Raw genomic sequence first — 25,446 nt, forward strand, 5'->3', positions numbered from 1 at the left:
TTCTCCCGGTGCTCAGCATCCCATCACGACTCGGAGATCGCGCGCGAGGTCACCCTTCGTGCCGACCGACACGTCGTCGAGGTCGAGCCACCGCGCGAAAGTCCGCAGGTCGGCGGCCAATCGTTCGGCGACGGTGCCGCGATCGTGCCCGGACTCACAGAAGGCACCGAGTACCAACAGGGTTCGGGACCTGCGGTCGGCCTTGAGGTCGACGCGTGCGGCGATGTCGGTGCCCAGCAGATAGGGCAGCACGTAATAACCGTGGATGCGTTTGTGCTCGGGGACGTAGATCTCGATGCGGTAGTGGAAGTCGAAGAGGCGCTCGGCTCGCGGCCGGAAGAACACGAGCGGGTCGAACGGCGAGAGGATCGCCGAGGTGTCGATGCTTCGCGGCATCGGCGCACCGTCGGCGAGATAGGCGGGGTCGCGCCATCCGTCCACCGAGACCTCGTGCAGCACAACCGAATCCACCAGGTCGGCAACGGCCGGCCGGGCGTCGGCAGGTTTGATGCGGTAGTAGTCGGCGAGGTCGGCGACGGTCGCGACGCCGAGTGAACGCGCGGCCCGGGCGAGAAGATCCCGGTGTGCCTGCGCGCGATCCGGACGCTGCGCGGCGATGTCGGCGCCCACGACCCGTTCGGTGAGGTCGTAGTGGCGCATGAAGTTGCCGTTCCGCACCGCCGACAGGTCGCCTGCGGCGAACATCGCCTCGCACAGGTGCTTGACCTCGCCGCGCTGCCACCAGCTCCCCGCCGTGCCCGGCTCGCGTTCGATGCCGAGCTTCTCCTCGATGGTCCGCGGCATCGCGGCACCGGTCTCCTCGATCACGCTGCGGACGTCCGCGGCGAGACTTTTGTTGCGGCGCATGACCTCACGCGTGTGTCGGTACCGCCCGTCGGCGAATTCGTCCATGCGCCAACGGAACAGCGGCCAGTCCTCGACCGGGATGAGTGCGGCCTCGTGAGCCCAGTACTCGACGAGGAGCCGTCGGCCCCTCGTCGGCTGCCACGCGGCGCGATGGAGGAGGTCGGGGTCATAGGGACCGAGCCGGCTGTACAGCGGCATGAAGTGCGCCCGCGCGACGATGTTGACCGAGTCCATCTGGAGCAGACCCGTCCGGCCGACGACGCGCTTGAGGTGGGCCATGGTCGGGGTGCCCGACGGTGCGCGATCGGCGAAACCCTGTGCCGCCAGCGCGGTTCGACGCGCCTGAGCCGGAGACAGCCGGTCCGGCGCCATCAGCGGGTGTAGTCGATGAAGCGGTAGGGCGTACCGGTGGTCGAGGTCCGCCACTCCCCCTTGTCGGCCACCGTCCATTCCGGCCCGATCTCCGGCGCGAACGCGTCGGCTCCGGGGACGTCGACGTCGATCTCGGTGAGGCAGAGTTCGGTCGCGAACTGCATTGCCGCCCGATAGATCTCGCCACCGCCGATGACACCGACGGTGTCGCCGTCGGCGAGAGCCAACGCCTCCTCGACGGATCGGGCCACCACCGCACCGTCGGCGGACCAGTCCGGATTGCGTGTCACCACGATGTTGGTGCGGCCCGGCAACGGCCGGAACTTCGGTGGCAGGGAAATCCACGTCCTGCGGCCCATGACGACCGGGTTGCCGAGGGTCTTCTCCTTGAACCGGGCCATGTCCTCGGGGACGCGCCAGGGGATGGTGTTGTCCCGTCCGATCGCGGCCCCTTCACCGGTGACCTCGCGGCCCTGCGCCCAGACGAGCCGGACTCGGCGGGTCACACCGCCACCGGCGCCTTGATCCCGGGATGCGACTGGTAGCCGACGATCTCGATGTCGTCGTACTCGTAGTCGAAGATCGAATCCCGCTTGCGTAGCTCGAGTTTCGGATACGGGTAGGGTTCGCGCGAGAGCTGCAGGTTCACCTGGTCGAGGTGGTTGTCGTAGATGTGGCAGTCGCCGCCGGTCCACACGAACTCGCCGACCTCGAGGCCCGCCTGCTGCGCCATCATGTGGGTCAGCAGCGCGTACGACGCGATGTTGAACGGCACGCCGAGGAACAGGTCGGCCGAGCGCTGGTAGAGCTGGCAGGAGAGCTTGCCGTCGGCGACGTAGAACTGGAAGAACGCGTGGCAGGGCGGCAGCGCCATCTGCGGGATCTCCCCCACGTTCCACGCCGACACGATGTTGCGTCGTGAATCCGGATTGGTCTTGAGCATCTCGAGAGCTGCGGAGATCTGGTCGATCTGCTCCCCTGACGGAGTCGGCCAGCTGCGCCACTGGACGCCGTACACCGGTCCGAGCTCACCGTTCGTGTCGGCCCACTCGTCCCAGATCGTCACGCCGCGCTCCTGGAGCCAGCGGACGTTGGAGTCGCCGCGCAGAAACCAGAGGAGCTCGTAGATGATCGACTTGAGGTGCACCTTCTTGGTGGTGATCAGCGGAAAGCCCTCGGCGAGGTCGTAGCGCAGCTGATGCCCGAAGAGACTTCTTGTGCCCGTGCCGGTGCGATCCGCCTTCGGGGTGCCCGTCTCGAGCACGAGGCGCAGCAGGTCCTCGTAAGGAGTGGGGATCGTCCCGGTCGATGAGATGTCGCGGATGGCCGTACTCACGGGTGTCAGTCTAGGCAAAGCCCCCGACACGTCGCCGCCCGCACGACACGCGGCAACCACCTGCTGTGACTGCAGTGACGCATGTGGCGTCGGGGGTATCCTCCTCCCGTGGCCACTCGCAGCACCACCCGCGCCAACCGCTATGCCAAGCGGCGTCGCAAGCGCGTCGCCTCCCGCGACAACGACCTCACCGACACCCAGTGGCTCGCACTCCAGGAGGCCTGGGGTGGGTGCGCGTACTGCGGCGCGGACGGCGTCGCCCTCCAGCGCGACTGCATGCTGGCGATCTCGCGGGGCGGCCGCTACACCGTGACCAACGTCGTCCCGTGCTGCGGTTCGTGCAATGCCAGCAAGTGCAATTCCGAGGTCACCTCCTGGATGCGCCGCAAGAAGCTCGACGAGAAGGCGTTCCTGGTGCGGCAGTACGAGGTGAGCAGGCTCCTCGCCGACGTCGAGTAGTGCGGAGCCCGATCTGGCAGGTCCGAAGTGTTCCGCGGAACACTCGGGAGGCGCACACTGAGACCATCTGGCGAAGGAGAGTTCGACGATGAGTTTCGAGACCTCGGCGGGTACGCGCGGCGGCCGGGTGCCGAAGGGCCCCTTCATGCGCATCGTGAACAAGGTCGTCGCGCCGATGATCCGCCGTAAGGGACAGTTCGGCGGGATGAATGCGCTCGTGCTGACGACCGTCGGCCGCAAGAGCGGTCAGGAGCGGGCCACCCCGCTCGCCTGGTTCCCGGGCCCCGACGGCAGCTGGCTGATCGTGGCGTCGGCGAACGGAGCCGTGAACAACCCCGGTTGGTACCACAATTTGAAAGCGAACCCCGAGAAGGCCCGGATCGAGGTGGGCGGCAAGACCGTCGAGGTCCGCGCCCAGCAGCTCCACGGCGACGAACGCGCCCAGGCCTGGAATCAGATCAGCAAGAACGAGCGGTTCGCCGGGTATCAGGAGAAGACCGATCGAGAACTGCCGATCATCAAGCTGACCCCCAGGTAGGTGTTCCGCGGAACATTGCCGCGGTCAACGGTCCTCGGGCCTGTCGACCATCGACAGCCGTGTTCCCGGAGTCAACAGGTCATCCACCACCTCGACGACATGTGGTGTCCGAGTCGCAATTCCCATGAGGCGCCCCGCGGTCGCCGCGGAGACGACGACGGTGTCGGCACCCGATCGGCGCAGCAGCGACACGTTCTGCGCGTCGCGGACCACACCCGCGATGTTGGCCCCGGGACTGAGCTGGCGGGCGGTAAGGGTGATGAGGACGGCTGTCGCGTCGCTGTGAACAGCGATGAGGATGGCACGGGCCGCGCCGGCCTCGGCCAGCTTGAGGACCTCACTCCGTGTGGCGTCTCCACGAACAGCCACCAGGTTGAGCGATTCCGCGGCGTCGAGCGCATTCGGGTCGCTGTCGACCACCACGAGACTCGCGGTGTCCACGCCGGCGTCGATGAGCGCGCGGGCCGCACTTCGACCTTTGGTGCCGAAGCCGACGATCACGTGATGGTCGCGCAGGTTGTGCCGCCACCGTTGAATCCGCCACGCCCGACGAGACCGTTCGGTCAGCACCTCGAGAGTCGTCCCGATCAGCACCACCAGGAACAGGACGCGCAACGGCGTGACCACGAGAACGTTGACGACTCGAGCTCCCGGGGTCATGGGAGCGATGTCGCCGTAACCTGTGGTCGAGAGCGACACGGTGACGTAGTACAGACAGTCCAGGAGTGTGAGTGGAGCATCCAGTGCGTGGCTGTAGGCATCCCGGTCGACGTAGACCACCGCCGTCGCGATCGAGATGACGCCGACGGCGATGGCGACGCGTATACCGATCGCACGTACTGGATTCTGTGCGCGTTCGGGAACGTTGATCACGCCGAGTCCGGTCTGCTGCATGTCACTGCTCTCGCTGGTAGACGTCGGGTATTCCGTCGTGGTCGTCGTCACGCGACTCTTCGCGAGCGACTGCGCGGTAGTGACGATTTCGTAGGCGAAGGAGAACCGCGGCCGCCGACGCGGAGATGAGGGAGCCGGCCAGGACCCCGATCTTCACCAGCTCGTCGCGTTCGGTGCCCGATTCGTAGGCGAGGTCACCGATGAGTAGCGACACCGTGAATCCGATTCCGGCCAGCATCGCGACGCCGACCACGTCGATCCACCGCACGTCGGCGTCGAGCGATGCGCGGGTGAAGGTGGCCAGCAGGGCGCTGGTGCCGACGATCCCCACCACCTTGCCGATGACGAGCCCGAAGACGATGCCGAGCGCGATGGGATCGCCGAGGGCGTCGCGGAGACCGTCGAGCCCGCCGATGGCGACGCCTGCGGCGAAGAAGGCGAACACCGGGACCGCGAAACCTGCTGAGAGGGGCCTGATCCGGTGCTCGAACTGTTCGGCGAGACCTGGCTTGGCCGAGTCGTCGGATATCCGGTGCAGGACCGGGACGGTGAACCCGAGCAACACCCCCGCGACGGTTGCGTGCACTCCTGACTCGTGGACGAACGCCCATGTCAGCACCGCGAGCGGAAGCAGGATCCACCAGGCGCGTATCCCCCGCTGTACACAGATCGCGAACGCCGCGAGTGGCAGCAGCGCGAGCGCCAGGGCCGAGCCGTTGATCGTGTCGCTGTAGAACACCGCGATGACGGTGATCGCGAGCAGGTCGTCGACCACTGCCAGGGTCAGGAGGAAGGTACGCAGCGCCGCGGGCAGGTGTGTGGAGATCACCGCCAGCACCGCGACCGCGAAGGCGATGTCGGTGGCCGTCGGGATGGCCCACCCCTGTACTGCGCCGTCGCCGGCTCGTGCGGTGAATGCGACGAAGATGACGGCCGGTACCGCCATGCCCCCGATGGCGGCGACCACCGGCAGCGCGGCCCGGGCGGGGTCACGCAGGTCGCCGGCGACGAATTCTCGCTTCAACTCCAGGCCGACGATGAAGAAGAAGATCGCGAGGAGGCCGTCGGCCGCCCAGGTGGCGAGGGTGAGGTCGAGGTGCAGGCCGAGGGCGTCGGTACCGACTCGAACATCGGCGAGATCGAAGTACGCCGCCGACCATGGGGAGTTCGCCCACGCCAACGCCGCCACGGTGGCAACGAGGAGGAGCATCCCGCCGACGGTTTCCTTGCGGAGGATGTCGGTGATGCGGGAGGTCTCCGGCCAGGAGCCTCGCGCGAACAGGCGTGGTTTCGGTTCAGGGTGCTGAAGTGAGTGCATGGTCGTCCTCAGTGGTGCGGCAACGTACGCGTCGCCGCCGACCGCGGATCACGACCAACGACAAACACGCAGCCGACCAGACTTCCCGGCACTCCGGGAGAAAGCTTAACAGCGCACCGGACAATCGGCGTCACGAGCGTTCCGCGGAACGCTCTGCACTCTGGGCGGGCCGGCCGGAATCAAGCAGCCGCAGGATTGGCCGTCGACTGGCGCTCCTTCCATTCCCACACCGCGTAGATCACCTCGGTGGCGTACCCGAGATCGAGCTTCCCGCCACCGATCGGCACCGTCGCACCCGCGGCAATCCGTCCGTCCGGTCGCCATTGTCCGGACGCGCCTGTCGGTGGACTCGACTGAATCACCGAACCATCGGACATATGGAACGAAAACCGTTGCTGCCCAAGTCCCTTGATCGCAAACTCGCCCCGATGCAATGCTCGATGACACGAGCCGCACAACAGAATCAGGTTGTCCAACTCGGTCTCCCCACCGGCCGACCAGAACACCACATGATGCGCATGCAGATGCCGCGTCCGCCCACATCCCGGCGTCTGACAACACCGATCCCGCAGGAACAACGCCCGAATCATCGCCTTGGACGGAGCCCGCTGCTTGCGCCCCAACCCCAACAACGCCCGCTTCCCCGGACTCCCCGCCACCCGGCGGGACAACGCTTCCCGCAACGACGCACCACACGCCGCTTCCTCTACCTCGGCCTCCGACAACGCCGGACCGTCATCCAGATGCGCATGCTCCACCCCGTCTCCGACATGGATCAAGATCTCGGCCCCGGGAGCGAGGTCGGGCATCGCGATTCCCTCATGCACCGCATCGGCCATCGCCACCACCGCCGCAGCAATATTTGACGGTACGTTTCGCCACAGATCCCGACGATTCGCCGGCTTCACCTCCGAATCCGTCTCCCCGGATTCGGTTTCCAGTTCGCCGGGAGTGTTCCGCGGAACACTCGGCAGGTCCGGATCGCCCATCGTGCGGGCGCGTTCATACTCCGCGCGCACCGTCCCCGCCAGAAACCGCGCCCCATCAAGAGGCGTCAGTGTCATCGACACCGACAACGATCCATCCGCATTCCACTTCCACCGAGCCGACGACTCCGCCGGCGGCGTCAACTCCCCACCATCGCTGTAGCCCCGGTCGATCTGCCGCATCGCCCGCACCGCCTTCTCCAGCTGCGACGCCGTGCACGACAACGCCAGATTCACCAACTCCGGCTCCCGCATCGGCGTGGCCACCCGCGTCAACGCTCGCACCTTGGAATACGTCAGCCGACCTTCGCTGAAGTGCTGCCGGATCAGCGGGAGCTCGCGCAATGCCTTCGCGACCCGCACCTGTTCGTGCGCCGTCCGCGGCGCAATCCCCGCCTTCCAGGAAAGCCAGTGCGCCAGTGAGTGAATCCCCGGCCCCCGCCACGACTCCCGCTCATCCAACTCCGCCACCAAATCAAGAAGATCGGCCGTCAACGCTGTGATCTGTGCGGCGTAACCGAGCACCCGAACCTCGAGCACCTCGTCCGACAACGACTTCGGATCCGCGCCATCGAACATCGACGACACACCCTCGGCACGTAACGCGGTAACAGACATCCCGACCCCCCAGCCAGTTCGAACAGGTATACGAACAAGCTATCGCCGGGCACCGACAATTCTGCAGGTCACAGACTCGCAAGTGTTCCGCGGAACACACGGCGCCAATGGACGACGGGGGTTGATCGAGGCGAAAAGGAACGAAGCCGCCGGCCCAGGGGACGCGGCCGAGGACACTAGCCCATGAGCTGCGCCGCAACCGTCGCGCCCAACTCCCAGCACGCTTCGCGGTCGACTTTGGTCGGCTTCTCCGAAACCACCACGTACTCAGCGGATTTCACCCAGCCGAGGCCGGTGGTGATGGAGGTGAGGGCCTTCTCCGCGCCCTCGGTTCCCTGGTTGCCGTGGAAGTACGCACCGAACGGGCGACCCTGCGTCGAGTCGAGGATCTGGTAGTAGCTGACGTCGAAGGCGTGTTTCAGTGCGCCACTGATGTATCCGAGGTTGGCGGGGGTGCCGAGGATGTAACCGTCGGCCTCCAGGAAGTCGCTCGCGGTCACCGCCAGCGCGGCTCGACGGACCACCTCGACGCCTTCTATCTCCGGGTCCGTCGCACCGGAGATGACGGCCTCGAACATCTCCTGGCAGTGGGGCGACGGCGTGTGGTGAACGATCAGGAGTCGCTTGGCATCGTCGGACATCACGACCTCCCCGCGAACGCCAGCAACCTATCAGCCGCGTTCGCACCCTCGAGCAGAACCATCTGGCCCTCCCGGGTCCCTACTGCTCGCTGCCGTGAAACTGCGCGACCGCGCGTTTCATCATCGCGCGGGCTCGGGGGCGGTCGCCGGCGTAGTCGTAGGCGCGGGCGATGCGGTATGTGTTCCGCCAGTCGTTCGGATCGGCCTCCCACTCGGCCTTGACCTGGGCGAACAGCTCGTCGGCGGCGCCGCGTTCCATGCGGCCGGAGGCGCGGTGCGGAAGGTTCGAGATGTCGAGCTCGCGACCCTCCTCGGCCATGATCGCGGCGAGCTTCTGGTGTTCCAGGCCTGCGCGGAGCGTCGCGTAGATCAGCCAGGCGCCGATGAGCGGTAGGGCGATGACACCGAGCCCCAACCCGATTCCCGCTGCGGTCCCCGTGGCGATGAGCTGGAAGCCACGCCAGCCGAGCAGCACGAAGTAGACGATCAGCGCCACGACGAGGAACCCGATCATCCAGACGATCGGTCGCGCGTCCTTCTTCTTCGGCCCCAGCTGCGGCGCGCCGCCCTCGGTGTCGCCGGTGTGGGTGCCCTCGTCGTGAGTGCCGTCATCGACCATGGTGATCAGAGGTCCATCAGTTCTTCGAGTCCGATGGTCAGACCCGGACGGTCCGCGATGCTGCGCACCCCGAGGAGCACACCGGGCGCGAACGACGACCGGTCGAGCGAGTCGTGGCGGATGGTGAGCGTCTCACCCTCGGTCCCTAGCAGCACTTCCTGGTGGGCGACGAGGCCGGCCAGGCGCACCGAATGGACGTGCACACCGTCGACCACGGCCCCTCGCGCACCGTCGAGTTCGGAGGTGGTCGCATCGGGGCTCGGTCCGACGCCCGCCTCGGCACGTGCGCGGCCGATCAGTTCGGCGGTTCGGTAAGCGGTGCCCGACGGGGCGTCGGCCTTCTGCGGGTGGTGCAGTTCGACGACCTCGACCGAGTCGTAGTACTTGGCGGCCTGCGCGGCGAAACGCATCGACAGGACGGCGCCGATCGCGAAGTTCGGGGCGATCAGCACGCCGACCTTCGGGTTCTCGGCGAGCCAGCCGCGGACGGTCTCGAGGCGTTCCTCGGTGAAACCGGTGGTACCGACGACGGCGTGAATCCCGTTGGCGATGAGGTACTTGAGGTTGTCCATCACGACGTCGGGGTGGGTGAAGTCGACGACGACCTGGGTGTCGGTGTCGGAGAAGAACTCCAGCGAGTCACCCTTGTCCACGCCCACGGTGTAGGTGAGGTCGTCGGCCTTCTCGACCGCCGTGACGATCGCCTGCCCGACCTTGCCCTGACTGCCCAGGACGCCCACCGTGATACCGCTCATGTCCACCCTCTTCGATCTCGACGTGCCAACGGGTCTCAGTCTAGTGGCGAGGACATTCTCAATAGATCGGCGCATCGCCGCGGCGATGCTCGAAGACCAGCGACGTGGTGGTGCCCGCGACCTCGCGACGGCTGTTGAGCCGCTCGACGAACTGGCGCAGCGTCTCGGTGTCGGCGGTCGCCACGTGGAGCATGTAGTCGTCGGCGCCGGCGAGGAAGAACACGTCGATCACCTCGTCGTACGCGGCGATCTCGCCGACGAAGCGCCGGATCTGCCCACGCGCATCGGACTGGAGACTGACCGCCACCATCGCGCGCAGCGGGCGACCGACGGCGGCGGGATCGACGTCGGCGAAGAAACCACGGATGACACCGAGTTCGACGAGCCTGCGCATGCGGCCGTGACACGTCGACGCGGCGATCCCCACGCGTTGTGCCAGCTCACTGTTGGGCATGCGCGCGTCGGACTGCAGGAGCTTCAGCAGTTCACGGTCCGTCGCGTCGAGCTCTCCGGGCTGAACATCCTTCGGTGCGGCAGGCATCGAACCCTCCTCGATAGAAACATCTTCGTCAGATTTGGCTGGTCAAGAATCTTCTTCACCCGCATTGTGTCCCTTCTGAAGTTCCTTCACCCTGAGGACAGGTTTTCTGCACAAACTTCGACAAGAGAGGGAGCATGATGCGCGTCGGCGTCCCCACCGAGATCAAGAACCACGAGTACCGCGTCGCCGTCACCCCGGCGGGCGTCGCCGAGCTGCACCACCGCGGCCACGACGTCATCGTCCAGGCGGGAGCCGGTGAGGGGTCGGCCATCACCGACAACGACTACAAGGCCGCCGGCGCGCAGATCCTCGGCACCGCCGCCGAGGTCTGGGACCAGGCCGATCTGCTGCTCAAGGTCAAGGAACCGATCGCCGCCGAGTTCGACCTCATGCGCGCGGGCCAGACGATCTTCACCTACCTCCACCTGGCCGCCGGCAAGGAGTGCACCGATGCGCTACTCGCCTCCGGCACCACGTCCATCGCCTACGAGATGGTCCGCACCGCAGACGGCGCGCTCCCCCTTCTCGCGCCGATGAGTGAGGTCGCCGGACGGCTCGCACCTCAGGTCGGCGCCTATCACCTGATGAAGTCCGAGGGTGGCCGCGGCGTCCTCATGGGCGGCGTCCCCGGCACCGAGCCGGCCGAGGTCGTCGTCATCGGCGGCGGGGTCAGCGGCGTCAACGCGGCGACGATCGCCGTCGGCATGGGTGCGCAGGTCACCGTCTTCGACCTCGACATCGCCAAGCTCCGCGCGATCGACGCCCGGTTCGCCGGCCGCGTCCACACCCGCTACAGCACCAAGCTCGCGCTCGACGACGCGGTCAAGAAGGCCGACCTGGTCATCGGCGCCGTCCTCGTCCCGGGCGCCAAGGCGCCGGTCCTGGTGCCCAACAGCCTTGTCGCGCAGATGAAGTCGGGTGCGGTTCTCGTCGACATCGCGATCGACCAGGGCGGTTGCTTCGAGGATTCGCATCCCACGACCCACGCCGACCCCACCTTCACCGTGCACGACACCACCTTCTACTGCGTGGCCAACATGCCCGGCACCGTCGCCCGCACATCCACGCACGCGCTCACCGGGGCGACCCTCCCCTACGTGCTGCGCCTGGCGGATCAGGGCTGGAAGAAGGCCTGCGACACCGATCCGGCACTGGCATCGGGTCTGAGCACCCATCGCGGCGAGCTGTTCACCGCCGAGGTCGGCGAGGCGCTCGGTCTCCCCGTCGCGGCGATGCCGTTCGCACACAACTGATCAGCGCGGCCACCCGCGTTCAGAAGGCGATGCGGGTGGTTCCCCGCCGCTTCCCGCGGTACCCGTAGCGGCGTTCGACGATCGCGCCGTGGCCGTCGTGACCGATGCGCAGCAGGGTCGACGCCCGCGTCCCGTATCCCGGGATGTTGATGAACTTCGACGACAGGGCCGCCTCGAACTCGGCTCCGACGCCGGTGTCGGGCAGCCGCACCGGGTCGGGGCGGTCCTGGTCGGCCAGCATCGAGAAGTAGTCGTCGTCGGAGGCGCCGGCGGAGATCAGGTCACGGAGTGCAACAGTACCGTCGGCGACCTTCGGCCAGTCGTTGTCGAGCGCACCGTTGGACACGCCGTGCACGCCGTCGGCCACCCGCTCGGCGTGCGGAGCCGGTCGATTCGTCACCCACCACAGATCCGTGGCATCACCGATGAGCAGGTTCACCGGGTCGTAGTCGGCGGCCTGTTCCACGACGCGATCGGCGAACACCTTCGGGTCCTCGTCGCCGTCAAGGAAGTCCACCGGCAACTGCCCGCGCGAGCGGACCCCGGCGCGTTCGGGCGGACCGACCCGCACATTCGTCACCATCGCGACCCGGCCGGGGACGTCGGCGGACACACCCATCCAGGTGCCGCCGGCGAGGGCGTCGCGTCCGGCGATGATCGGCAGCTCATCCCACCGGGACAGCGCATACGTGCGCCGCCGGTGGTACTCGTCGCGGTTGGCCGCGACGATCAGCCGGTGCTCGGGATGTGCGTTCCACGCGAAGAGGATCAGGCACATGGCATCTCAGTTCACCTGGTAGTGGCTCATACCCGCCATTCTGCGCTGGACACCGGCGATCTCTCGCACCGCCTGCGCCACCAGGCTCCGGTCCAGCGGCGACAGCCGCCCCATCTCCAGCACGTCCGTCGGTGTCTCGCCACGATCGAACTGCGCGACCTGATACCGCAACCGCACCCGTTGCAGGACGTCGAACACCTCCGTCAGCGTCGTCGCATCGTCGTCGGTGAGCAAGGCGCTCCCCGACGCCGCCTGGAGACGCGCGCGTGTGTTCACCTCGGTGGATTCGACGCTCAACGCCACCCAGCGGGCGATGTTGATCAGCGGCGTCAGCGCATTGGCCTTGACGTCGAACGCCCCCGGGCGCCGGGTCAGGACGTCGCGCATCGAGCGCAGTCGCGCCTTGGTCGACAACGACTCCTCGAGCAGCAACCGCATGGTGCGCGGGTCGGCGCGCAGGGCGCCGATCATCTCGACTCCCGGCGTCGGTGCCGCCGAACCACGACGCGGCCCGGCCAGCGGCCGGCCGTCGAGGATCAGCGACGTGAAGATCATCCCCTTGTCTTCCAGCGGCGTGTCGATCCACCCGCGTGCCGCCGTCTGCCACTGGCTGCGGGTCCGCGAGAACAACGGCTTCGACGCGACGGCGCCCTTGGTGTCCACGGTCAGGCCGGCACCGCGCAACAGGTCGTCGAGCTCCGCGAAAGCCCCACGGTAGCCGTCGAGCTCGGACCCTCCCAGCGAGTCGTCGAACACGACCGCGGAGTCGACATCCGAACTCAGCACCGGCTCCCGACGCGCATTGCTGCCGAGCGACAACCAGGTGTACGCGGCGGGATCGACGTCGGGACGGGAGTCGACGACCAGCCGCAGTCCCCGCAGCACGACGGCGTCGACGATGAGGGAGGCGACCTGGGTGACCTCGTGTGCCGGTCGATCGCGCCGCACGAGATCGGCGACCAGTTGCGGGATGCGTTGCGCGTGTCCCTGCAGTTCCTCCACCGTCTGCGACCGTGAGATCTGTTCGCGCAGCGGCATGCTCGAACCGGCCGGGTCGGCGACGAAATCACTCGCGCCGACAACGCCGAGGACGGTGCCGTCGGCGTCGCGTACCGGGATCACCGTGAGGTCGCGGTCGACGAGCGCGGTGAGGGCGTCGATCGCCGACGTCCGGGCGTCGACGACGAACGCCGGACCGTCGACGACCTCCCCCACCGGGGTGTCGAGGTTTCGTCCGGCGGCGACGACGCGCGCCCGGATGTCGGCGTCGGTGAGCAGCCCGAGACCGTGGCCGGGCTGCGGGATCACGACGTAGTCCTGGTCGCGCTCGGTCATCAGCGTCGCGGCCTGACGCACGGTCATGTCCGCCCGTCCGATCACCGGCGCGGTTCGCAGCAGGTCGGCCACGGTGCGCGACGCGGGTGTGCGCGCGGCGTCGCGGCGGTGCGCGACCGTCAGCTGGTCAGGCGGACCGTTCATCTCTGAAGATCTTAGGCCGAAGAGGACGAACATCGGGCCCGTCGTCCGGATGGACGGCGGGCCCGATGGGTACCTCAGTTCAGAACGGCTCAGGCGTCGGCGGTGGCCGCTTCGGCGGCTGCGGCCTCTGCCTTGTCGGCCTCTTCGTCGACCGGGACGAGGCTGATCTTGCCGCGCTCGTCGATGTCGGCGATCTCCACGCGGAGCTTGGAGCCCACGTTCACGACGTCCTCGACCTTGTTGACGCGCTTGCCCTTACCGAGCTTCGAGATGTGCACCAGGCCGTCACGACCCGGCAGCAGCGACACGAACGCACCGAAGGCGGTGGTCTTGACGACGGTGCCGAGGAAACGCTCGCCGACCTTGGGGAGCTGCGGGTTGGCGATCGCGTTGATGCGGTCGATCGCAGCCTGTGCCTTCACCCCGTCGGAGGCGCCGACGAACACGGTGCCGTCGTCCTCGATGGAGATGTTGGCGCCGGTCTCCTCGGTGATGCCGTTGATCGTCTTGCCCTTGGGGCCGATCAGCTCGCCGATCTTGTCCATCGGGATCTTGATGGTGGTGATCCGCGGTGCGAACGGGCTCATCTCGTCGGGCTCGTCGATGGCCTCGGCCATGACGTCGAGGATGGTCAGCCGGGCGTCCTTGGCCTGGCTGAGCGCACCCGCGAGCACCGGCGACGGGATGCCGTCGAGCTTGGTGTCGAGCTGCAGAGCGGTCACGAAGTCCTTCGTGCCCGCGACCTTGAAGTCCATGTCGCCGAAGGCATCCTCGGCGCCGAGGATGTCGGTCAGTGCGACATAGCGGGTCTCGCCGTCGACGGTGTCGGAGACCAGGCCCATGGCGATGCCGGCGACCGGGGCGCGCAGCGGCACACCGGCGTTGAGCAGCGACATGGTCGAGGCGCAGACCGAACCCATCGAGGTGGAACCGTTGGAGCCCAGGGCCTCCGAGACCTGACGGATCGCGTACGGGAAGTCCTCGACGCTCGGGAGCACCGGCATGAGGGCACGCTCGGCGAGCGCTCCGTGTCCGATTTCGCGACGCTTGGGCGAACCGACGCGGCCGGTCTCACCGGTCGAGTACGGCGGGAAGTTGTAGTGGTGCATGTACCGCTTGGACGTCTCGGGTCCGAGCGAGTCGATCTGCTGCGCCATCTTGACCATGTCGAGTGTGGTGATGCCCATGATCTGGGTCTCGCCACGCTCGAACAGCGCACTGCCGTGGGCGCGCGGGATCACGCCGACCTCGGCGGAGAGTGCGCGGATGTCGGTGATGCCACGACCGTCGATGCGGAAGTGGTCGGTCAGGATGCGCTGGCGCACCAGCTTCTTGGTCAGCGAACGGTAGGCGCCGCCGATCTCCTTCTCACGACCCTCGAACTGCTCGCCGAGCTGGGCGAGGATGTCGGCCTTGAGCTCGTCGGTCTTGTCGTCGCGCTCCTGCTTGCCGGGGATCGTGAGGATCTCCGAGAGGCGCTCGGTCGCGGCGGCGGCGACGGCCTCGTAGACGTCGTCCTGGTACGGCGGGTACAGCGGGAACTCCCCGGTGTCCTTGGCAGCGGCTGCGGCCAGCGACTTCTGTGCCTCGCAGAGGCGGGCGATGAACGGCTTGGCGGCTTCGAGGCCCTCGGCGACGATCGCCTCGGTCGGCGCCTGAGCACCGCCGGCGATCAGGTCGATGACGTTGTCGGTGGCCTCGGCCTCGACCATCATGATCGCGACGTCGGCGGAATCGCCTTCACCGCTGACGATACGGCCCGCGACGACCATGTCGAACACGGCGCCCTCGAGCTGTTCGACGGTCGGGAACGCCACCCACTGGCCGGCCTTGTTCTCCTCGGTCGGGATGAGCGCGACACGCACGCCGCCCACCGGGCCGGAGAACGGCAGACCCGCGAGCTGGGTCGACGCCGACGCGGCGTTGATGGCCACGACGTCGTAGAGGTCGTTCGGGTCGAGCGACAGCACGGTCACGACGACCTGGATCTCGTTGCGGAGGCCGTCGACGAAGGACGGGCGCAGCGGGCGGTCGATCAGACGGCAGGTGAGGATCGCGTCGGTCGACGGACGGCCCTCACGACGGAAGAACGATCCGGGGATGCGGCCGGCGGCGTACATCCGCTCCTCGACGTCCACGGTCAGCGGGAAGAAGTCGAAGTGCTCCTTCGGGTGCTTCGACGCGGTGGTGGTCGAGAGCAGCATGTTCTCGTCGTCGAGGTACGCGGTCACCGAGCCGGCGGCCTGCAGGGCGAGGCGTCCGGTCTCGAAGCGGATCGTGCGGGTGCCGAAGCTCCCGTTGTCGATGATCGCGGTGGCCTCGGTGATGGCGTCGTCGTACTCGTCGGTGAATTCTTCGGTGGTGTTCACATCTGTCATGTGGGGTGGAATCCCTTCGTAGCGGCTGCCGTTAGCGGCCGTCGTGATGCGCGGCCACGCAGAGATGGCCGCTTGTGCGGTTGAGGGTGGTCATCGCGAGGTGCGCAGCGTGCACCGAATGCCGGTGCAGTCGTGCTGTGGAGCTCGTCGCACGCGCGGATCGGACCGACCCAGAACGCGCCGAGAAAATACGGCAGCGGGTGAATGGCGCGACGTTTCGCGCCCGGTTGAGTGCTCAGACGGCCTTCGATCGAAGCGGCCGGAACCATTGTTCCGGCGGCCACTACCGAGGACCGATCTGGCTCGTCACGCACTGCCATCAGTTCACGGCAACGATCCGTTGTCAGCCTATCACCGCGCCGTGTCAATACCTCAATATGACAAACCGGCCACCTCCCGTTCGGGAGATGGCCGGTGGTGAGTCTGTTGTCGCGGTCTGCGATCAGCGACGCAGGCCGAGGCGCTCGATGAGCGAACGGTAGCGGTTGATGTCGACCTTGGCGACGTACTTCAGCAGGCGACGACGACGGCCGACGAGCAGCAGCAGACCGCGGCGGCTGTGGTGGTCGTGCTTGTGCTGCTTGAGGTGCTCGGTGAGGTCGACGATGCGCTTGGTCAGCAGAGCGACCTGGGCCTCGGGCGAACCGGTGTCGGTCTCGTGCAGACCGTACTCGCTGAGGATTTCCTTCTTCTGCTCGACAGTCAAAGCCATGGAGATACTCCTGTTTCTCAGTGCCGCGTCTCAGATACATCCGGTGCGCCACTGCGGACTGCAGCAACACCGACTGATCAGGCTACCTGCCGGAGTGGGCCCGCCCCAAATCCGTGCGGGACCGGCCCGAGTCCATGGATGCTGATGGCCGCGTCACGGCCGAGCCACCACCACACCAGGGCGACGGCGACCACGCCGATGACCGCACCGACGACGATCGCGATGGCGAGCAGGCGTCGGGCCGGTTGACGCTCGGCGCCTCGCCCGGTCAGCGAGACGCCGATCAGTCCGAGAACAACGGAGGTCAGGGCCGCGGCGAGCATCAGGAACAAGCCGACGGTCGGTTCACCGACGTCGGCGGCCGCCGATGTCGCCCCGATCTGCCCCAGCGGCAGCGTCAGCCCGAGGGGCCGCACGGGTACCGCCCCGGCCATGACGACGACGCCGACACCTGCCCCGGCGACCGTGGCGAAACCCGGGTGGGGTGCACCCACCCGCCGCACGAGGCCGTAGAGGGCGGCGAGACCACCGACGATGATCAGCAGACCGAGGGGGACGGTGAACCACCCGAGCGTCAGCTGGGTTCCGAGCGTCTGCGCGTAGCGCCCGTCGTGGACGCCGAAACCGTTCGGGTTGAGCGGTGCGAGTCCCACCGCGGCGAGGTCCACCCATTGCATGAACGTCGCGGCCACGACCACCAGGCCGAGCACGACCGACGCGAGGGCCGCGGCGATCGCCGACGTCTGAGCGGGACTCTTGCCGAGAGCGCTCACGATGTCTCGGCCGCCGCCAGGATCTCCCTGGTCTTGGCGACGTCGTTCCCCATCTCGTCGATGAGGGCGTCGATCCCGTCGAACTGGACCATGCCGCGGATGCGGTGGACGAAATCGACGGCGACGTGCTGGCCGTAGAGGTCGGCGTTCTTGTCGAGGACGAAGGCCTCGACCGTGCGGGTGCGTCCGGAGAAGGTCGGGTTGGTGCCCACCGACACCGCGGCCTGATAGCGCTCCCCCGGGACGACCTCACCGACGGCCGGGCCGACGCCGAGGATCGTGAACCAGGCCGCGTACACGCCGTCGGCCGGGATCGCGGCGTACATCGGCGGCGCGACGTTGGCGGTCGGATAACCGAGATCGCGTCCGCGACCGTCACCGCGGACGACAACGCCCTCCACCCGATGCGGGCGACCCAGGGCCTCGGCGGCGCGGTCCATGTCGCCGGCGGCGACGCAGGACCGGATGTAGGTCGACGAGTAGGTCACCGCGTGTTCGCCGAACAGCGAGATGGCCTGCACCTCGAAGCCGAACTTGGCGCCGAGCTCGGTCAGTTTCGCGACATCGCCGGCGGCCTTGCGTCCGAAGGTGAAGTTGTCCCCCACCACCACGTCGGCGGCATGCAGTGTCTCCACGAGGATGTCGTGGGCGAAGTCCTTGGGCGAGCGGGCCGCGAGCTCCGGGGTGAACGGCATGACGCAGAAGACGTCGATCCCGAGCTCCTCGGCCAGTTCTGCCCGTCGCGTCAGCGTGGTCAGTTGCGGCGGATGGGATCCCGGCCGCACGACCTCCGACGGATGCGGGTCGAAGGTCATCAGCACGGAGGGCACCCCGTGTTCCTTCGCCGCCTTCGTGGCGGCATGGATCAGTTCGGCATGCCCACGGTGCACACCGTCGAAGACACCGATGGTGACCACGCACCGTCCCCAGTCCGCGGGGATGTCATCAAGACCTCGCCATCGCAACACGCGACCAGCCTACGGGGAGCACCAGTTCCAAACCACCACCGCCACACGCCTACGAGCGGACACGATGCCGACGACGAGGTGTCGGCGAGGCGACAAGGGGACGCTAAGCTCGATCCATGCCATGGCGATCAGACCGTCCGGTGACCGAGCTGTCACAGGTCACCCAGGACTATCTGAAGGTCATCTGGACCAGCCAGGAGTGGGAGGACGTCAAGGTCACCACCAAGCTGCTGGCCCAGTCCCTCGGAGTGTCCCCGTCCACCGCGTCGGAGGCCATCCGCAAGCTCGCCGACCAGGGTCTGGTCTCCCACGAGCCCTACGGCGCGGTGACACTCACCGATCACGGCCGCGAGGCCGCGATCCTCATGGTGCGGCGCCACCGTCTCATCGAGACCTTCCTCGTCCGTGAACTCGGCTACCGCTGGGACGAGGTGCACGACGAGGCCGAGATCCTCGAGCACGCGGTGTCCGACCGCCTGATGGCCCGGCTCGACGCCAAACTCGGCTTCCCCGACCGGGATCCGCACGGCGACCCGATCCCCGCACTCGACGGTTCGATCCCCACTCCCGCCGCGGCCCTGCTCGCCGACCTCGAGGTCGGGGCGTCGGGATGCATCGCACGCATCTCCGACACCGATCCGGAGATGCTGCGCTACTTCGACGAGGTGGGCGTGGCCCTCGACCGCGTGGTGACCGTCGCCGAGAAGCGGCCGTTCGCCGGCACCATCTCGGTGTCCCTCGACGACGCGGCGCCGATCGACCTGGGCGACATCGCCGCCCGCGCGATCTTCGTCGTCCCGCGCTAACGCAGGGTCGCGGGTCGTACCACCATCACCGAACTCGCCCGCTTGCCCTTCTCCTGGATCAGCGCGATGGCCTGCTCGTGCGGGTCGACGACCACGTAGACGCCCTTCATGCCGATCGGCTCGAGCCACCGTCCCTGGCTGATGGATTCGGCCTCGTCGTCGCTGATGTCGCGGCGCGGGAAGGACAGCTTCACGGCCTCGTCGATGTCGAGGCTGACGCGGCCGTCCTCGCGGACCTCGTCGAGCGTGCGGGCGTGTTCAAGGGTGAAGGGCCCGACCGCGGTGCGTCGGAGTGCGGTGAGGTGTCCCCCGACCCCCAGTGCGGCGCCGAGGTCACGGGCCAGGGACCGGATGTAGGTACCCGACGAACAGTCCACCGCGACATCGAGATCCACCACGCCCGGGGTGCCGTTGTCGGTGTCGCCGTCGCGCCGTATGGCGAGCACGTCGAATCGTGACACGGTGACCGGGCGGGCTTCGAGGTCGAAGTCGGCGCCGGTGCGGACCAGGGCGTGCGCTCGCCGGCCGTCGACCTTGATCGCCGACACCTTCGCCGGGACCTGCTGGATGTCGCCGGTGAGATCGGCGACGCCCGAGGCGATCTCGTCGTCGGTCACACCGGAGGCGTCCGCGGTGGTGAGGATCTCCCCCTCGCGGTCGTCGGTGGTGGTCGAGGCGCCCAGCCGGATGGTCGCCGTGTAGGACTTGGTGGTCAACGATAGCAGGCCGAGAAGCTTTGTCGCCCTCTCGATCCCGACGACGAGAACGCCGGTGGCCATCGGGTCCAGGGTGCCGGCGTGGCCGACCCGGCGGGTGTCGAAGATCTTGCGGCACCGCGACACGACGTCGTGGCTGGTGATCCCGGCCTGCTTGTCGACGATGAGCAGGCCGGCCTTCTCGATGGTTGCGTCGGCCATGTCAGACCATCGCGATCGTCGTGGTGATGATGCCCCGTTCGACGAGCCAGCGGCCGTGGAACTCGATCACCGGAGCACCGCCGTCGGAGGCGGCCGGGTCGATCAGGATGCGCGAGACGAACGTCCCGGACGTATCCACGGTCTGTTCGAAGGTGATGAGGGCGTCCTCGAATCCCAGCCACCGCTTGGTGATCGGGAACCAGGCCTTGTAGGTGGCCTCCTTGGCGCAGAACAGCAGGCGGTCCCAGTGCAGTCCGGCCGGCCGGGTCGCGAGGACCTCTCGCTCGGCGGGCAGGCTGGTGTGCTCGAGGACGCCGTCGGGCAGCGCGTCGTGCGGTTCGGCGTCCATGCCGAGGGATCGAACCCCCATCGCGTGGGCGACGATCGCGGCGCGGTATCCGTCGCAGTGGGTCAGGCTGCCGACGATGCCCGCGGGCCAGATGGGGGCGCCCTTGTCGCCCTTGAGGATCGGCACCGGGTCGTAACCCAGCTGACCCAGCGCCTGCCGGGCACAGTGCCGGACGGTGGTGAACTCGCGGCGACGCTTCTCCACGGCCTTGCCGATGAGCGCCTGCTCGGCGGGCATCGCGATCAGTCCGGGCGGATCGTCGAACGCCTCCGCCGAGGCGACCCCGGATGGGAGGAGTTGTTCGATCACTGCTCGCCCTTTCGTTCTTGCCGTTCCGCCTGTCGCGTCCGGCGCTCTGCCTGCCTCTGCTCCACCCGTGCCCGGAATTCCGCGGCACGCTCGGCGTAGTCGGGCGGCAGGTCGAACCGCACCCCGTGCTCGGGGAGGTCGGACTCGCCGAGGCCGTCACCCGGCACGATGTTGCGCATCAACGGGTTCGGCAGGCCGCGCCGCTTCCACTCGCGGGGATAGCCGACCGACACCTCCTCGAACCGGATGCCGTCGTACCAGGTGGTGCGCGGGATGTGCAGGTGCCCGTACACGCAACACGACGCATTGAACTCGGTGTGCCAGTGCGCGGTCAGCTCACTGCCGCACCACAGCGCGAACTCCGGGTAGATGAGCGCATCACACGGTTCGCGGCGCAACGGCCAGTGGTTGATCAGGACCGTCTTCTCCGACGGGTCGAGGGCCTGCAGCCGGCGACGCGTGATCTCGATCCGCGCACGACCCCAGGCGTCGCGGGTCGGGAACGGCTCGGGCGAGAGCAGGAACTCATCCGTGGCCACCACGTTGCGCTCGCGCGCGAGCGCCAGCGCGGTGAGTTTATTGGCGGTGCCCTCCGGCCGGAAGGTGTAGTCGTACAGCAGGAACATCGGGACGACGCGGACCGGATCGCTGCCGTCGCCCGGGTCGAACAGCGGGTAGATGTCCTCGGGGGTCACCACGCCGATGTCGCGGCACGCCTGCACGAGATAGTCGTAGCGTGCCACACCGAACACCTGCAGCGGGTCCTTGGCCGTGGTGTACAACTCGTGGTTGCCCGGGACCCAGATAACCGTGTGGAAACGGGTCCGGAGGCGGCGCAGGGTGTCGACGATGTCGTCGGTGCGTTCGGCGACGTCACCGGCCACGATGAGCCAGTCCGCCGACGACGTCGGCCGGATCTCGTCGATGATGTGCTCGTTGCCCCGATGGGCGACGTGCAGATCGCTGATCGCCCACAAAGTTGCCACGAGGATCCATCGTGCCAGAGGTCGTGATTCCACCGTGCCCGGGGCGGGTCGGCGTGGGACGATCGAGCGGTGTACGGCGCACCCGTCGCCCCGAGCGGATCACGCCTCCCGGGCAGTCGCGGACCCTGGTGGGTCCAGGTCGTCGTGAGCTCCCTGATCCTGCTCGCCTACCTCGTCGCGCAGGTGACGGCATTCGCCGTCGGCGACACCACCGAGCGGTGGACGCAGTACGGCCTGAGCGCGGGCGTCCTGGTGATCTTCGTGGTGATCACCGCGGCGTGGGCGCGGTCGGGATGGCGGGTCACCGTTGCAGTACTGCTCGGGTTGCTGTTCGTCGGGTTGGAGCGACTCGCGCTGCTCCCGTTCTACCTCGATCTCTCGGTCACCCAGGACTGGTCGTCGGAGGTGTTCCGGCTCGCCTCGATGGCCGCGACCGCGATGCTGCTCACCGGCCTGATCCTCGTGTGGTCGATCGCCCGGCGACAGACGGCCATGACCTGGGTGGGTCTGCTCCCGTCCGCCGGGCTGGTCGCCCTGGGGACCTGGGCCACCTACTATCACCAACCGGATTTCGGCGTCGACCTCACGGCCACCGAGGTCGCCCTGCCCCTGCATTACTGGATCGGCGTGATCGCGTTCGAGACCATGTTCGGCGTCGCGGCCGTCCTCGTCCTGTGGGCGTGCGACGCGATCGGCCTCGCCACCCGCCGATCGCCCGCGACGAGCACGCCGTCGACCACGCCGAACGTGGAGAGCTTCCGGACCACCCAGCTCTACCGGACGCAGGCCGGCCAGACGGATCTGCGGGAGACCGAGCGGTACCGGCCACCGCCGCCCCCGCTCGCCCAGCCGCAACGGCGACCCGACGACCCGAGCTTCCGGACGACGCAGATCCGACGGCCCCGCGGCGACGGAACCCCCGGCGACAACCGGGACGAGCGCTGAGGGTCAGGCGGGTACGGCTCCCGTCTGCCGCCAGCGGCCGGAGCGGATGCGCCACACGACGGTCGCGAGGCGGACGACCATGAAGACCACCAGGCCCGACCACACCCCGGCCAGTCCCCAGTCGAAGATCAGCGACAGCCAGATCAGCGGCAGGAACCCGACGAGCGCGCCGGTCAGGGTCGCAGTGCGGAGGAAGGCGGCATCGCCGCTGCCGAGCAGCACGCCGTCGAGGGCGAAGACCACGCCGGCGATCGGCAGCATGCCGACGAAGAACCACCACGGCACACCGATGGCGTCGAGCACGGCGTCGTCGGAGGTGAAGACGCGCGGGATGAGCGTCGCGCCGGCCGCGAAGACCGCGGCCATCGCGGTCGCGGCGACCACCGACACCCCGGTCACGCGGCGCGCCACGGTGTCGGCGACCTTGAGGCGGCCGCCCCCGAGCGCGGCGCCGACGAGCGCCTGCGCGGCGATCGCCACCGAGTCGAGGAACAGCGCCATGAACTCCCAGAGCTGCAGTACGAGCTGATGCGCCGCGACCTGCGCGACGCCGAATCGGGCGGCCACCGCGGCGGCCGAGACGAAGCAGATCTGGAACGACAGGCTGCGCACGATGAGATCGCGTGCCATCGCCAGCTGCGCGACGATGATCGTCCGGTCGGGGCGGAACCCCTTCGATTCCGGTGACGAGCCCGCCTCGCGGATCACCCGCACCGCGAACAGCACGCCCGTGACGCCTTGGCCGATCACGTTCGCGACGGCGCTGCCCGGGAGGCCGAGCCGCGGAAACGGCCCGATGCCGTGCACGAGGCCGACCACGAGAACGGCCGCGAGGGACAGCCCGATCACCACGTAGACCACGGGCCGGCGCGTCTCCTGCACACCGCGCATCCAGCCGTTGCCGGCCATCGACAGCAGGATCAGCGGCACCCCGAACATCGCGATGCGCATCCAGTGCGCGGCATCGGCGGCCACCGCGGCCGACTCCGGCGACGACGCCCCGACGAGGAGCCGCATGACCATCGGCGCGAGCGGATAGGAGACCGCCACGATCACCACGCCGACGGCGACCGCGATCCAGCTGGCCTGCACGCCCTCGCGCACCGCGCCGGCACGGTCACCCGCACCGAACCTGCGCGCCGAGCGGGCCGTCGTGCCGTACGACAGGAAGGTGAGCTGGGTGCTGACGATCGAGAGCACCAGCGTGCCGACACCGAGCGCGGCGAGCTGCTCGCCACCGAGGCGGCCGACGACCGCGAGGTCGAGGAGCAGGTAGAGGGGTGGAGCGATGAGGACCGCGAGCGCCGAGACGGTCAGCGTCGCGATACGGGCGACACCTGTCTCGTCAGATGTCGCGGCCTCGTCGCGGGTGTCGCTCAGAGCGACTCCAGCAACCTCGCGACCACCTCGTCGGCGGTGCCGGTGTCGCTGTAGCCGGAGGCCTGACGATGCCCGCCGCCTCCATGGGCGCGGGCGATCGGGACGAGGTCGACGACCTCCTTGGACCGCAGCGACACCGTCCACACCTGCGGTTCGCTCTCCTTGAACACCGCCGCCACCTCGGCGTCGCGGGCGGTCCGGATGGTGTCGACGACGCTCTCGGACTCCTCCCAGCTCATGCCGGCGAGGGCCTTCTGGTCGACGATCGCGTAGACGAGTCCCTCGCCGTTGCACGCCGACGGGACCAGCTTCGCCGAGGCGAGGACGCCGGACATCATGGCGAACCACTCGAACGGGTGGGAGTCGAAGAGGATGCGGCTCCACCGGCGTGCGTCGACGCCGGTCTCCAGCAGGCGCGCCGCGATCCGGAAGGACTGCGGCCGGGCCCAGCGGAAGGAACCGGTGTCGGTGGTCAGCCCGGCGTAGATGCAGGTGGCGATGTCGGCGTCGAGTTCGACCCCGAGCTCGTCGAGTACGTCGAGCACCAGGACCGACGTGCAGTCGGCAGCGGGATCGATCAGGTCGAGGTCACCGAAACCGGGATTCGACGCATGATGGTCGATGGTGATCGACGTGTCGGCCGCAGTGAAGACCTCGCCCAGCGAGTCGAGGCGCTCGAGGTTCGCGGCGTCGACCGACACCACCAGTGGGTGCCCGACCACCTGGTTCGGGGAACACAGGAGTTTGCTGCCGGGCAACCCGCCGAGGGAGGCCGGCAGCTGCTCGGAACCGGGATAGGACACCTCGACGTCGACGCCGCGCCGGTCGAGGGCCAGTCCCAGTGCGAGACCGCTGCCGATGGTGTCCGCATCCGGTCGGATGTGACAGCAGATGGTCACCGCCGACGCGGACGCCAGCTCTGCGGCGATCGCCGCACTCGCCGAAGCGTTCACTCGTCGTCGCCGGCGTCGTCTGCCGAGCGGTAGGGATCGGCGTCACCGGCCGGTGATGCCTCGGCCGCCCGCCGCGCGACGAGCTCGTCGTTGGCGCGGGCGCGCGCGACGAGCTCCTCCATCTGACGGGCCGCGTCTGGGACCGTGTCGAGCATGAAGCGCAGGGTCGGGGTGAAGCGGACGCCGGTGCCGGCGCCGACCTTGGACCGGAGCACGCCGGTCGCCTTGGCCAGTCCCGCGGCCGCCGCCTCGTAGTCGGGGTCGGCGTCGATGGATTCGCCCATCACCGTGTAGTAGACGGTCGCGTCGTGCAGATCGTTGGTCACGCGGGTGTCGGTGACCGTCACGTAGGCCAGGCGCGGGTCCTTGATCTCGGTGGCGATCGCCGACGCGACGATCGTCGAGATCCGCTTGGCCAGACGTTGTGCCCGTGCTGGATCAGCCATCGGGAGTCCTTCCGTGAGCGGTGCCGTGCGCGCCGGCCCGGTGTCGGGCCGACGCGCACGGACGTGGGTC

General features: G+C 68.2%; 27 protein-coding genes. 5 read left to right on the forward strand and 22 right to left on the reverse strand.

Annotated features, from left to right (window positions below; genetic code table 11):
- Positions 1–12: 12 nt before the first annotated feature.
- From PWF70_RS14000 to PWF70_RS14010, 3 genes are read right to left on the reverse strand one after another with little or no spacing between them, the layout of a single operon-like run.
- Positions 13–1,239 (reverse strand): winged helix-turn-helix domain-containing protein, encoded by a 1,227-nt coding sequence (locus PWF70_RS14000; RefSeq protein WP_035754129.1) that lies wholly within the window; start codon positions 1,237–1,239, stop codon positions 13–15.
- A complete protein-coding gene (locus PWF70_RS14005) occupies positions 1,239–1,745 on the reverse strand; it encodes a dihydrofolate reductase (protein WP_006359546.1) in 507 nt (168 codons plus the stop codon). The genes PWF70_RS14000 and PWF70_RS14005 overlap by 1 nt, the downstream gene beginning before the upstream one ends.
- Positions 1,742–2,575: a thymidylate synthase gene (locus tag PWF70_RS14010; RefSeq protein WP_040004223.1), complete on the reverse strand. Its 834-nt coding sequence runs from the start codon at positions 2,573–2,575 to the stop codon at positions 1,742–1,744. Before PWF70_RS14010 ends, PWF70_RS14005 begins: the two co-directional genes overlap by 4 nt.
- Positions 2,576–2,656: 81 nt before the next feature.
- Between PWF70_RS14010 and PWF70_RS14015 the strand changes: the two genes are divergently transcribed.
- Together PWF70_RS14015 and PWF70_RS14020 are read left to right on the forward strand one after the other, a co-directional pair.
- Positions 2,657–3,034, forward strand: a complete 378-nt coding sequence (locus tag PWF70_RS14015) for an HNH endonuclease (protein ID WP_187346503.1) — start codon at positions 2,657–2,659, stop codon at positions 3,032–3,034.
- 88 nt (positions 3,035–3,122) lie between these two features.
- Entirely contained in the window at positions 3,123–3,572 is a 450-nt protein-coding gene (locus PWF70_RS14020) for a nitroreductase family deazaflavin-dependent oxidoreductase (RefSeq protein ID WP_006359549.1), read from the forward strand.
- Positions 3,573–3,596: 24 nt separating this feature from the next.
- Here PWF70_RS14020 and PWF70_RS14025 read toward each other — a convergent pair whose 3' ends face one another.
- The 7 genes from PWF70_RS14025 to PWF70_RS14055 all read right to left on the reverse strand — a co-directional run bounded on the left by PWF70_RS14025 (position 3,597) and on the right by PWF70_RS14055 (position 9,944).
- Positions 3,597–4,466: a potassium channel family protein gene (locus PWF70_RS14025; RefSeq protein WP_006359550.1), complete on the reverse strand. Its 870-nt coding sequence runs from the start codon at positions 4,464–4,466 to the stop codon at positions 3,597–3,599.
- A gap of 1 nt (position 4,467) precedes the next feature.
- Positions 4,468–5,784, reverse strand: a complete 1,317-nt coding sequence (gene nhaA, locus PWF70_RS14030) for a Na+/H+ antiporter NhaA (protein ID WP_006359551.1) — start codon at positions 5,782–5,784, stop codon at positions 4,468–4,470.
- Between the two features lie 179 nt (positions 5,785–5,963).
- Positions 5,964–7,349 carry an HNH endonuclease gene (locus PWF70_RS14035; protein WP_187346504.1) on the reverse strand — a complete coding sequence of 462 codons (1,386 nt, stop codon included), beginning with the start codon at positions 7,347–7,349 and terminating at the stop codon, positions 5,964–5,966.
- A 215-nt stretch (positions 7,350–7,564) separates the two neighbouring features.
- Positions 7,565–8,029, reverse strand: coding sequence for a flavodoxin family protein (locus PWF70_RS14040; protein WP_006359553.1), 465 nt, complete (start codon positions 8,027–8,029; stop codon positions 7,565–7,567).
- A 79-nt stretch (positions 8,030–8,108) separates the two neighbouring features.
- Positions 8,109–8,648 (reverse strand): hypothetical protein, encoded by a 540-nt coding sequence (locus tag PWF70_RS14045; protein ID WP_006359554.1) that lies wholly within the window; start codon positions 8,646–8,648, stop codon positions 8,109–8,111.
- 5 nt (positions 8,649–8,653) lie between these two features.
- Positions 8,654–9,403 carry a 4-hydroxy-tetrahydrodipicolinate reductase gene (dapB, locus tag PWF70_RS14050; protein ID WP_006359555.1) on the reverse strand — a complete coding sequence of 250 codons (750 nt, stop codon included), beginning with the start codon at positions 9,401–9,403 and terminating at the stop codon, positions 8,654–8,656.
- 58 nt (positions 9,404–9,461) lie between these two features.
- Positions 9,462–9,944, reverse strand: coding sequence for an Lrp/AsnC family transcriptional regulator (locus PWF70_RS14055; RefSeq protein WP_006359556.1), 483 nt, complete (start codon positions 9,942–9,944; stop codon positions 9,462–9,464).
- 137 nt (positions 9,945–10,081) lie between these two features.
- Here PWF70_RS14055 and ald point away from each other — a divergent pair, with 137 nt between their 5' ends.
- The gene (ald, locus tag PWF70_RS14060; protein WP_035754170.1) at positions 10,082–11,197 is read left to right on the forward strand and encodes an alanine dehydrogenase; all 1,116 of its coding nucleotides are present in this window, start codon (positions 10,082–10,084) and stop codon (positions 11,195–11,197) included.
- A gap of 19 nt (positions 11,198–11,216) precedes the next feature.
- Here the strand turns inward: ald and PWF70_RS14065 are convergent, their stop codons facing one another.
- From PWF70_RS14065 to PWF70_RS14090, 6 genes are all read right to left on the reverse strand, one after another.
- Positions 11,217–11,975 (reverse strand): NRDE family protein, encoded by a 759-nt coding sequence (locus PWF70_RS14065; RefSeq protein ID WP_006359558.1) that lies wholly within the window; start codon positions 11,973–11,975, stop codon positions 11,217–11,219.
- A gap of 6 nt (positions 11,976–11,981) precedes the next feature.
- Positions 11,982–13,454: a putative nucleotidyltransferase substrate binding domain-containing protein gene (locus PWF70_RS14070; protein ID WP_042375767.1), complete on the reverse strand. Its 1,473-nt coding sequence runs from the start codon at positions 13,452–13,454 to the stop codon at positions 11,982–11,984.
- A gap of 89 nt (positions 13,455–13,543) precedes the next feature.
- Entirely contained in the window at positions 13,544–15,832 is a 2,289-nt protein-coding gene (locus PWF70_RS14075; protein ID WP_042375766.1) for a polyribonucleotide nucleotidyltransferase, read from the reverse strand.
- Between the two features lie 442 nt (positions 15,833–16,274).
- A complete protein-coding gene (gene rpsO / locus PWF70_RS14080; protein ID WP_005199046.1) occupies positions 16,275–16,544 on the reverse strand; it encodes a 30S ribosomal protein S15 in 270 nt (89 codons plus the stop codon).
- 77 nt (positions 16,545–16,621) lie between these two features.
- Positions 16,622–17,317, reverse strand: a complete 696-nt coding sequence (locus PWF70_RS14085) for a hypothetical protein (RefSeq protein ID WP_006359561.1) — start codon at positions 17,315–17,317, stop codon at positions 16,622–16,624.
- Positions 17,314–18,285, reverse strand: coding sequence for a bifunctional riboflavin kinase/FAD synthetase (locus tag PWF70_RS14090; protein ID WP_075863320.1), 972 nt, complete (start codon positions 18,283–18,285; stop codon positions 17,314–17,316). The genes PWF70_RS14085 and PWF70_RS14090 overlap by 4 nt, the downstream gene beginning before the upstream one ends.
- Before the next feature lie 116 nt (positions 18,286–18,401).
- Between PWF70_RS14090 and PWF70_RS14095 the strand changes: the two genes are divergently transcribed.
- A complete protein-coding gene (locus tag PWF70_RS14095) occupies positions 18,402–19,091 on the forward strand; it encodes a metal-dependent transcriptional regulator (RefSeq protein WP_164905319.1) in 690 nt (229 codons plus the stop codon).
- Here PWF70_RS14095 and truB read toward each other — a convergent pair.
- Genes truB through PWF70_RS14110 form a run of 3 tightly spaced genes read right to left on the reverse strand, consistent with a single transcriptional unit; the run spans position 19,088 to position 21,652 of the window.
- Positions 19,088–20,008, reverse strand: coding sequence for a tRNA pseudouridine(55) synthase TruB (gene truB, locus PWF70_RS14100; protein WP_006359564.1), 921 nt, complete (start codon positions 20,006–20,008; stop codon positions 19,088–19,090). The two genes, PWF70_RS14095 and truB, sit on opposite strands and share 4 nt — an antisense overlap.
- A gap of 1 nt (position 20,009) precedes the next feature.
- A complete protein-coding gene (locus tag PWF70_RS14105; RefSeq protein WP_006359565.1) occupies positions 20,010–20,666 on the reverse strand; it encodes a 4'-phosphopantetheinyl transferase family protein in 657 nt (218 codons plus the stop codon).
- Positions 20,663–21,652, reverse strand: coding sequence for a metallophosphoesterase family protein (locus PWF70_RS14110; RefSeq protein WP_035754169.1), 990 nt, complete (start codon positions 21,650–21,652; stop codon positions 20,663–20,665). Before PWF70_RS14110 ends, PWF70_RS14105 begins: the two co-directional genes overlap by 4 nt.
- 69 nt (positions 21,653–21,721) lie before the next feature.
- Here PWF70_RS14110 and PWF70_RS14115 point away from each other — a divergent pair, with 69 nt between their 5' ends.
- The gene (locus tag PWF70_RS14115) at positions 21,722–22,597 is read left to right on the forward strand and encodes a hypothetical protein (protein ID WP_035754118.1); all 876 of its coding nucleotides are present in this window, start codon (positions 21,722–21,724) and stop codon (positions 22,595–22,597) included.
- A 3-nt stretch (positions 22,598–22,600) separates the two neighbouring features.
- Here PWF70_RS14115 and PWF70_RS14120 read toward each other — a convergent pair whose 3' ends face one another.
- Genes PWF70_RS14120 through rbfA form a run of 3 tightly spaced genes read right to left on the reverse strand, consistent with a single transcriptional unit; the run spans position 22,601 to position 25,376 of the window.
- On the reverse strand, positions 22,601–23,977 hold the full coding sequence (locus PWF70_RS14120) for an MATE family efflux transporter (protein ID WP_075863345.1): 1,377 nt from the start codon (positions 23,975–23,977) through the stop codon (positions 22,601–22,603).
- Positions 23,974–24,930, reverse strand: a complete 957-nt coding sequence (locus PWF70_RS14125) for a DHH family phosphoesterase (RefSeq protein WP_006359569.1) — start codon at positions 24,928–24,930, stop codon at positions 23,974–23,976. The genes PWF70_RS14120 and PWF70_RS14125 overlap by 4 nt, the downstream gene beginning before the upstream one ends.
- Entirely contained in the window at positions 24,927–25,376 is a 450-nt protein-coding gene (rbfA, locus tag PWF70_RS14130; RefSeq protein ID WP_006359570.1) for a 30S ribosome-binding factor RbfA, read from the reverse strand. The genes PWF70_RS14125 and rbfA overlap by 4 nt, the downstream gene beginning before the upstream one ends.
- Between the last annotated feature and the right edge of the window lie 70 nt (positions 25,377–25,446).

The organism is Gordonia sp. Swx-4, from assembly GCF_030316175.1.
GTDB classification, from domain to species: domain Bacteria; phylum Actinomycetota; class Actinomycetes; order Mycobacteriales; family Mycobacteriaceae; genus Gordonia; species Gordonia alkanivorans.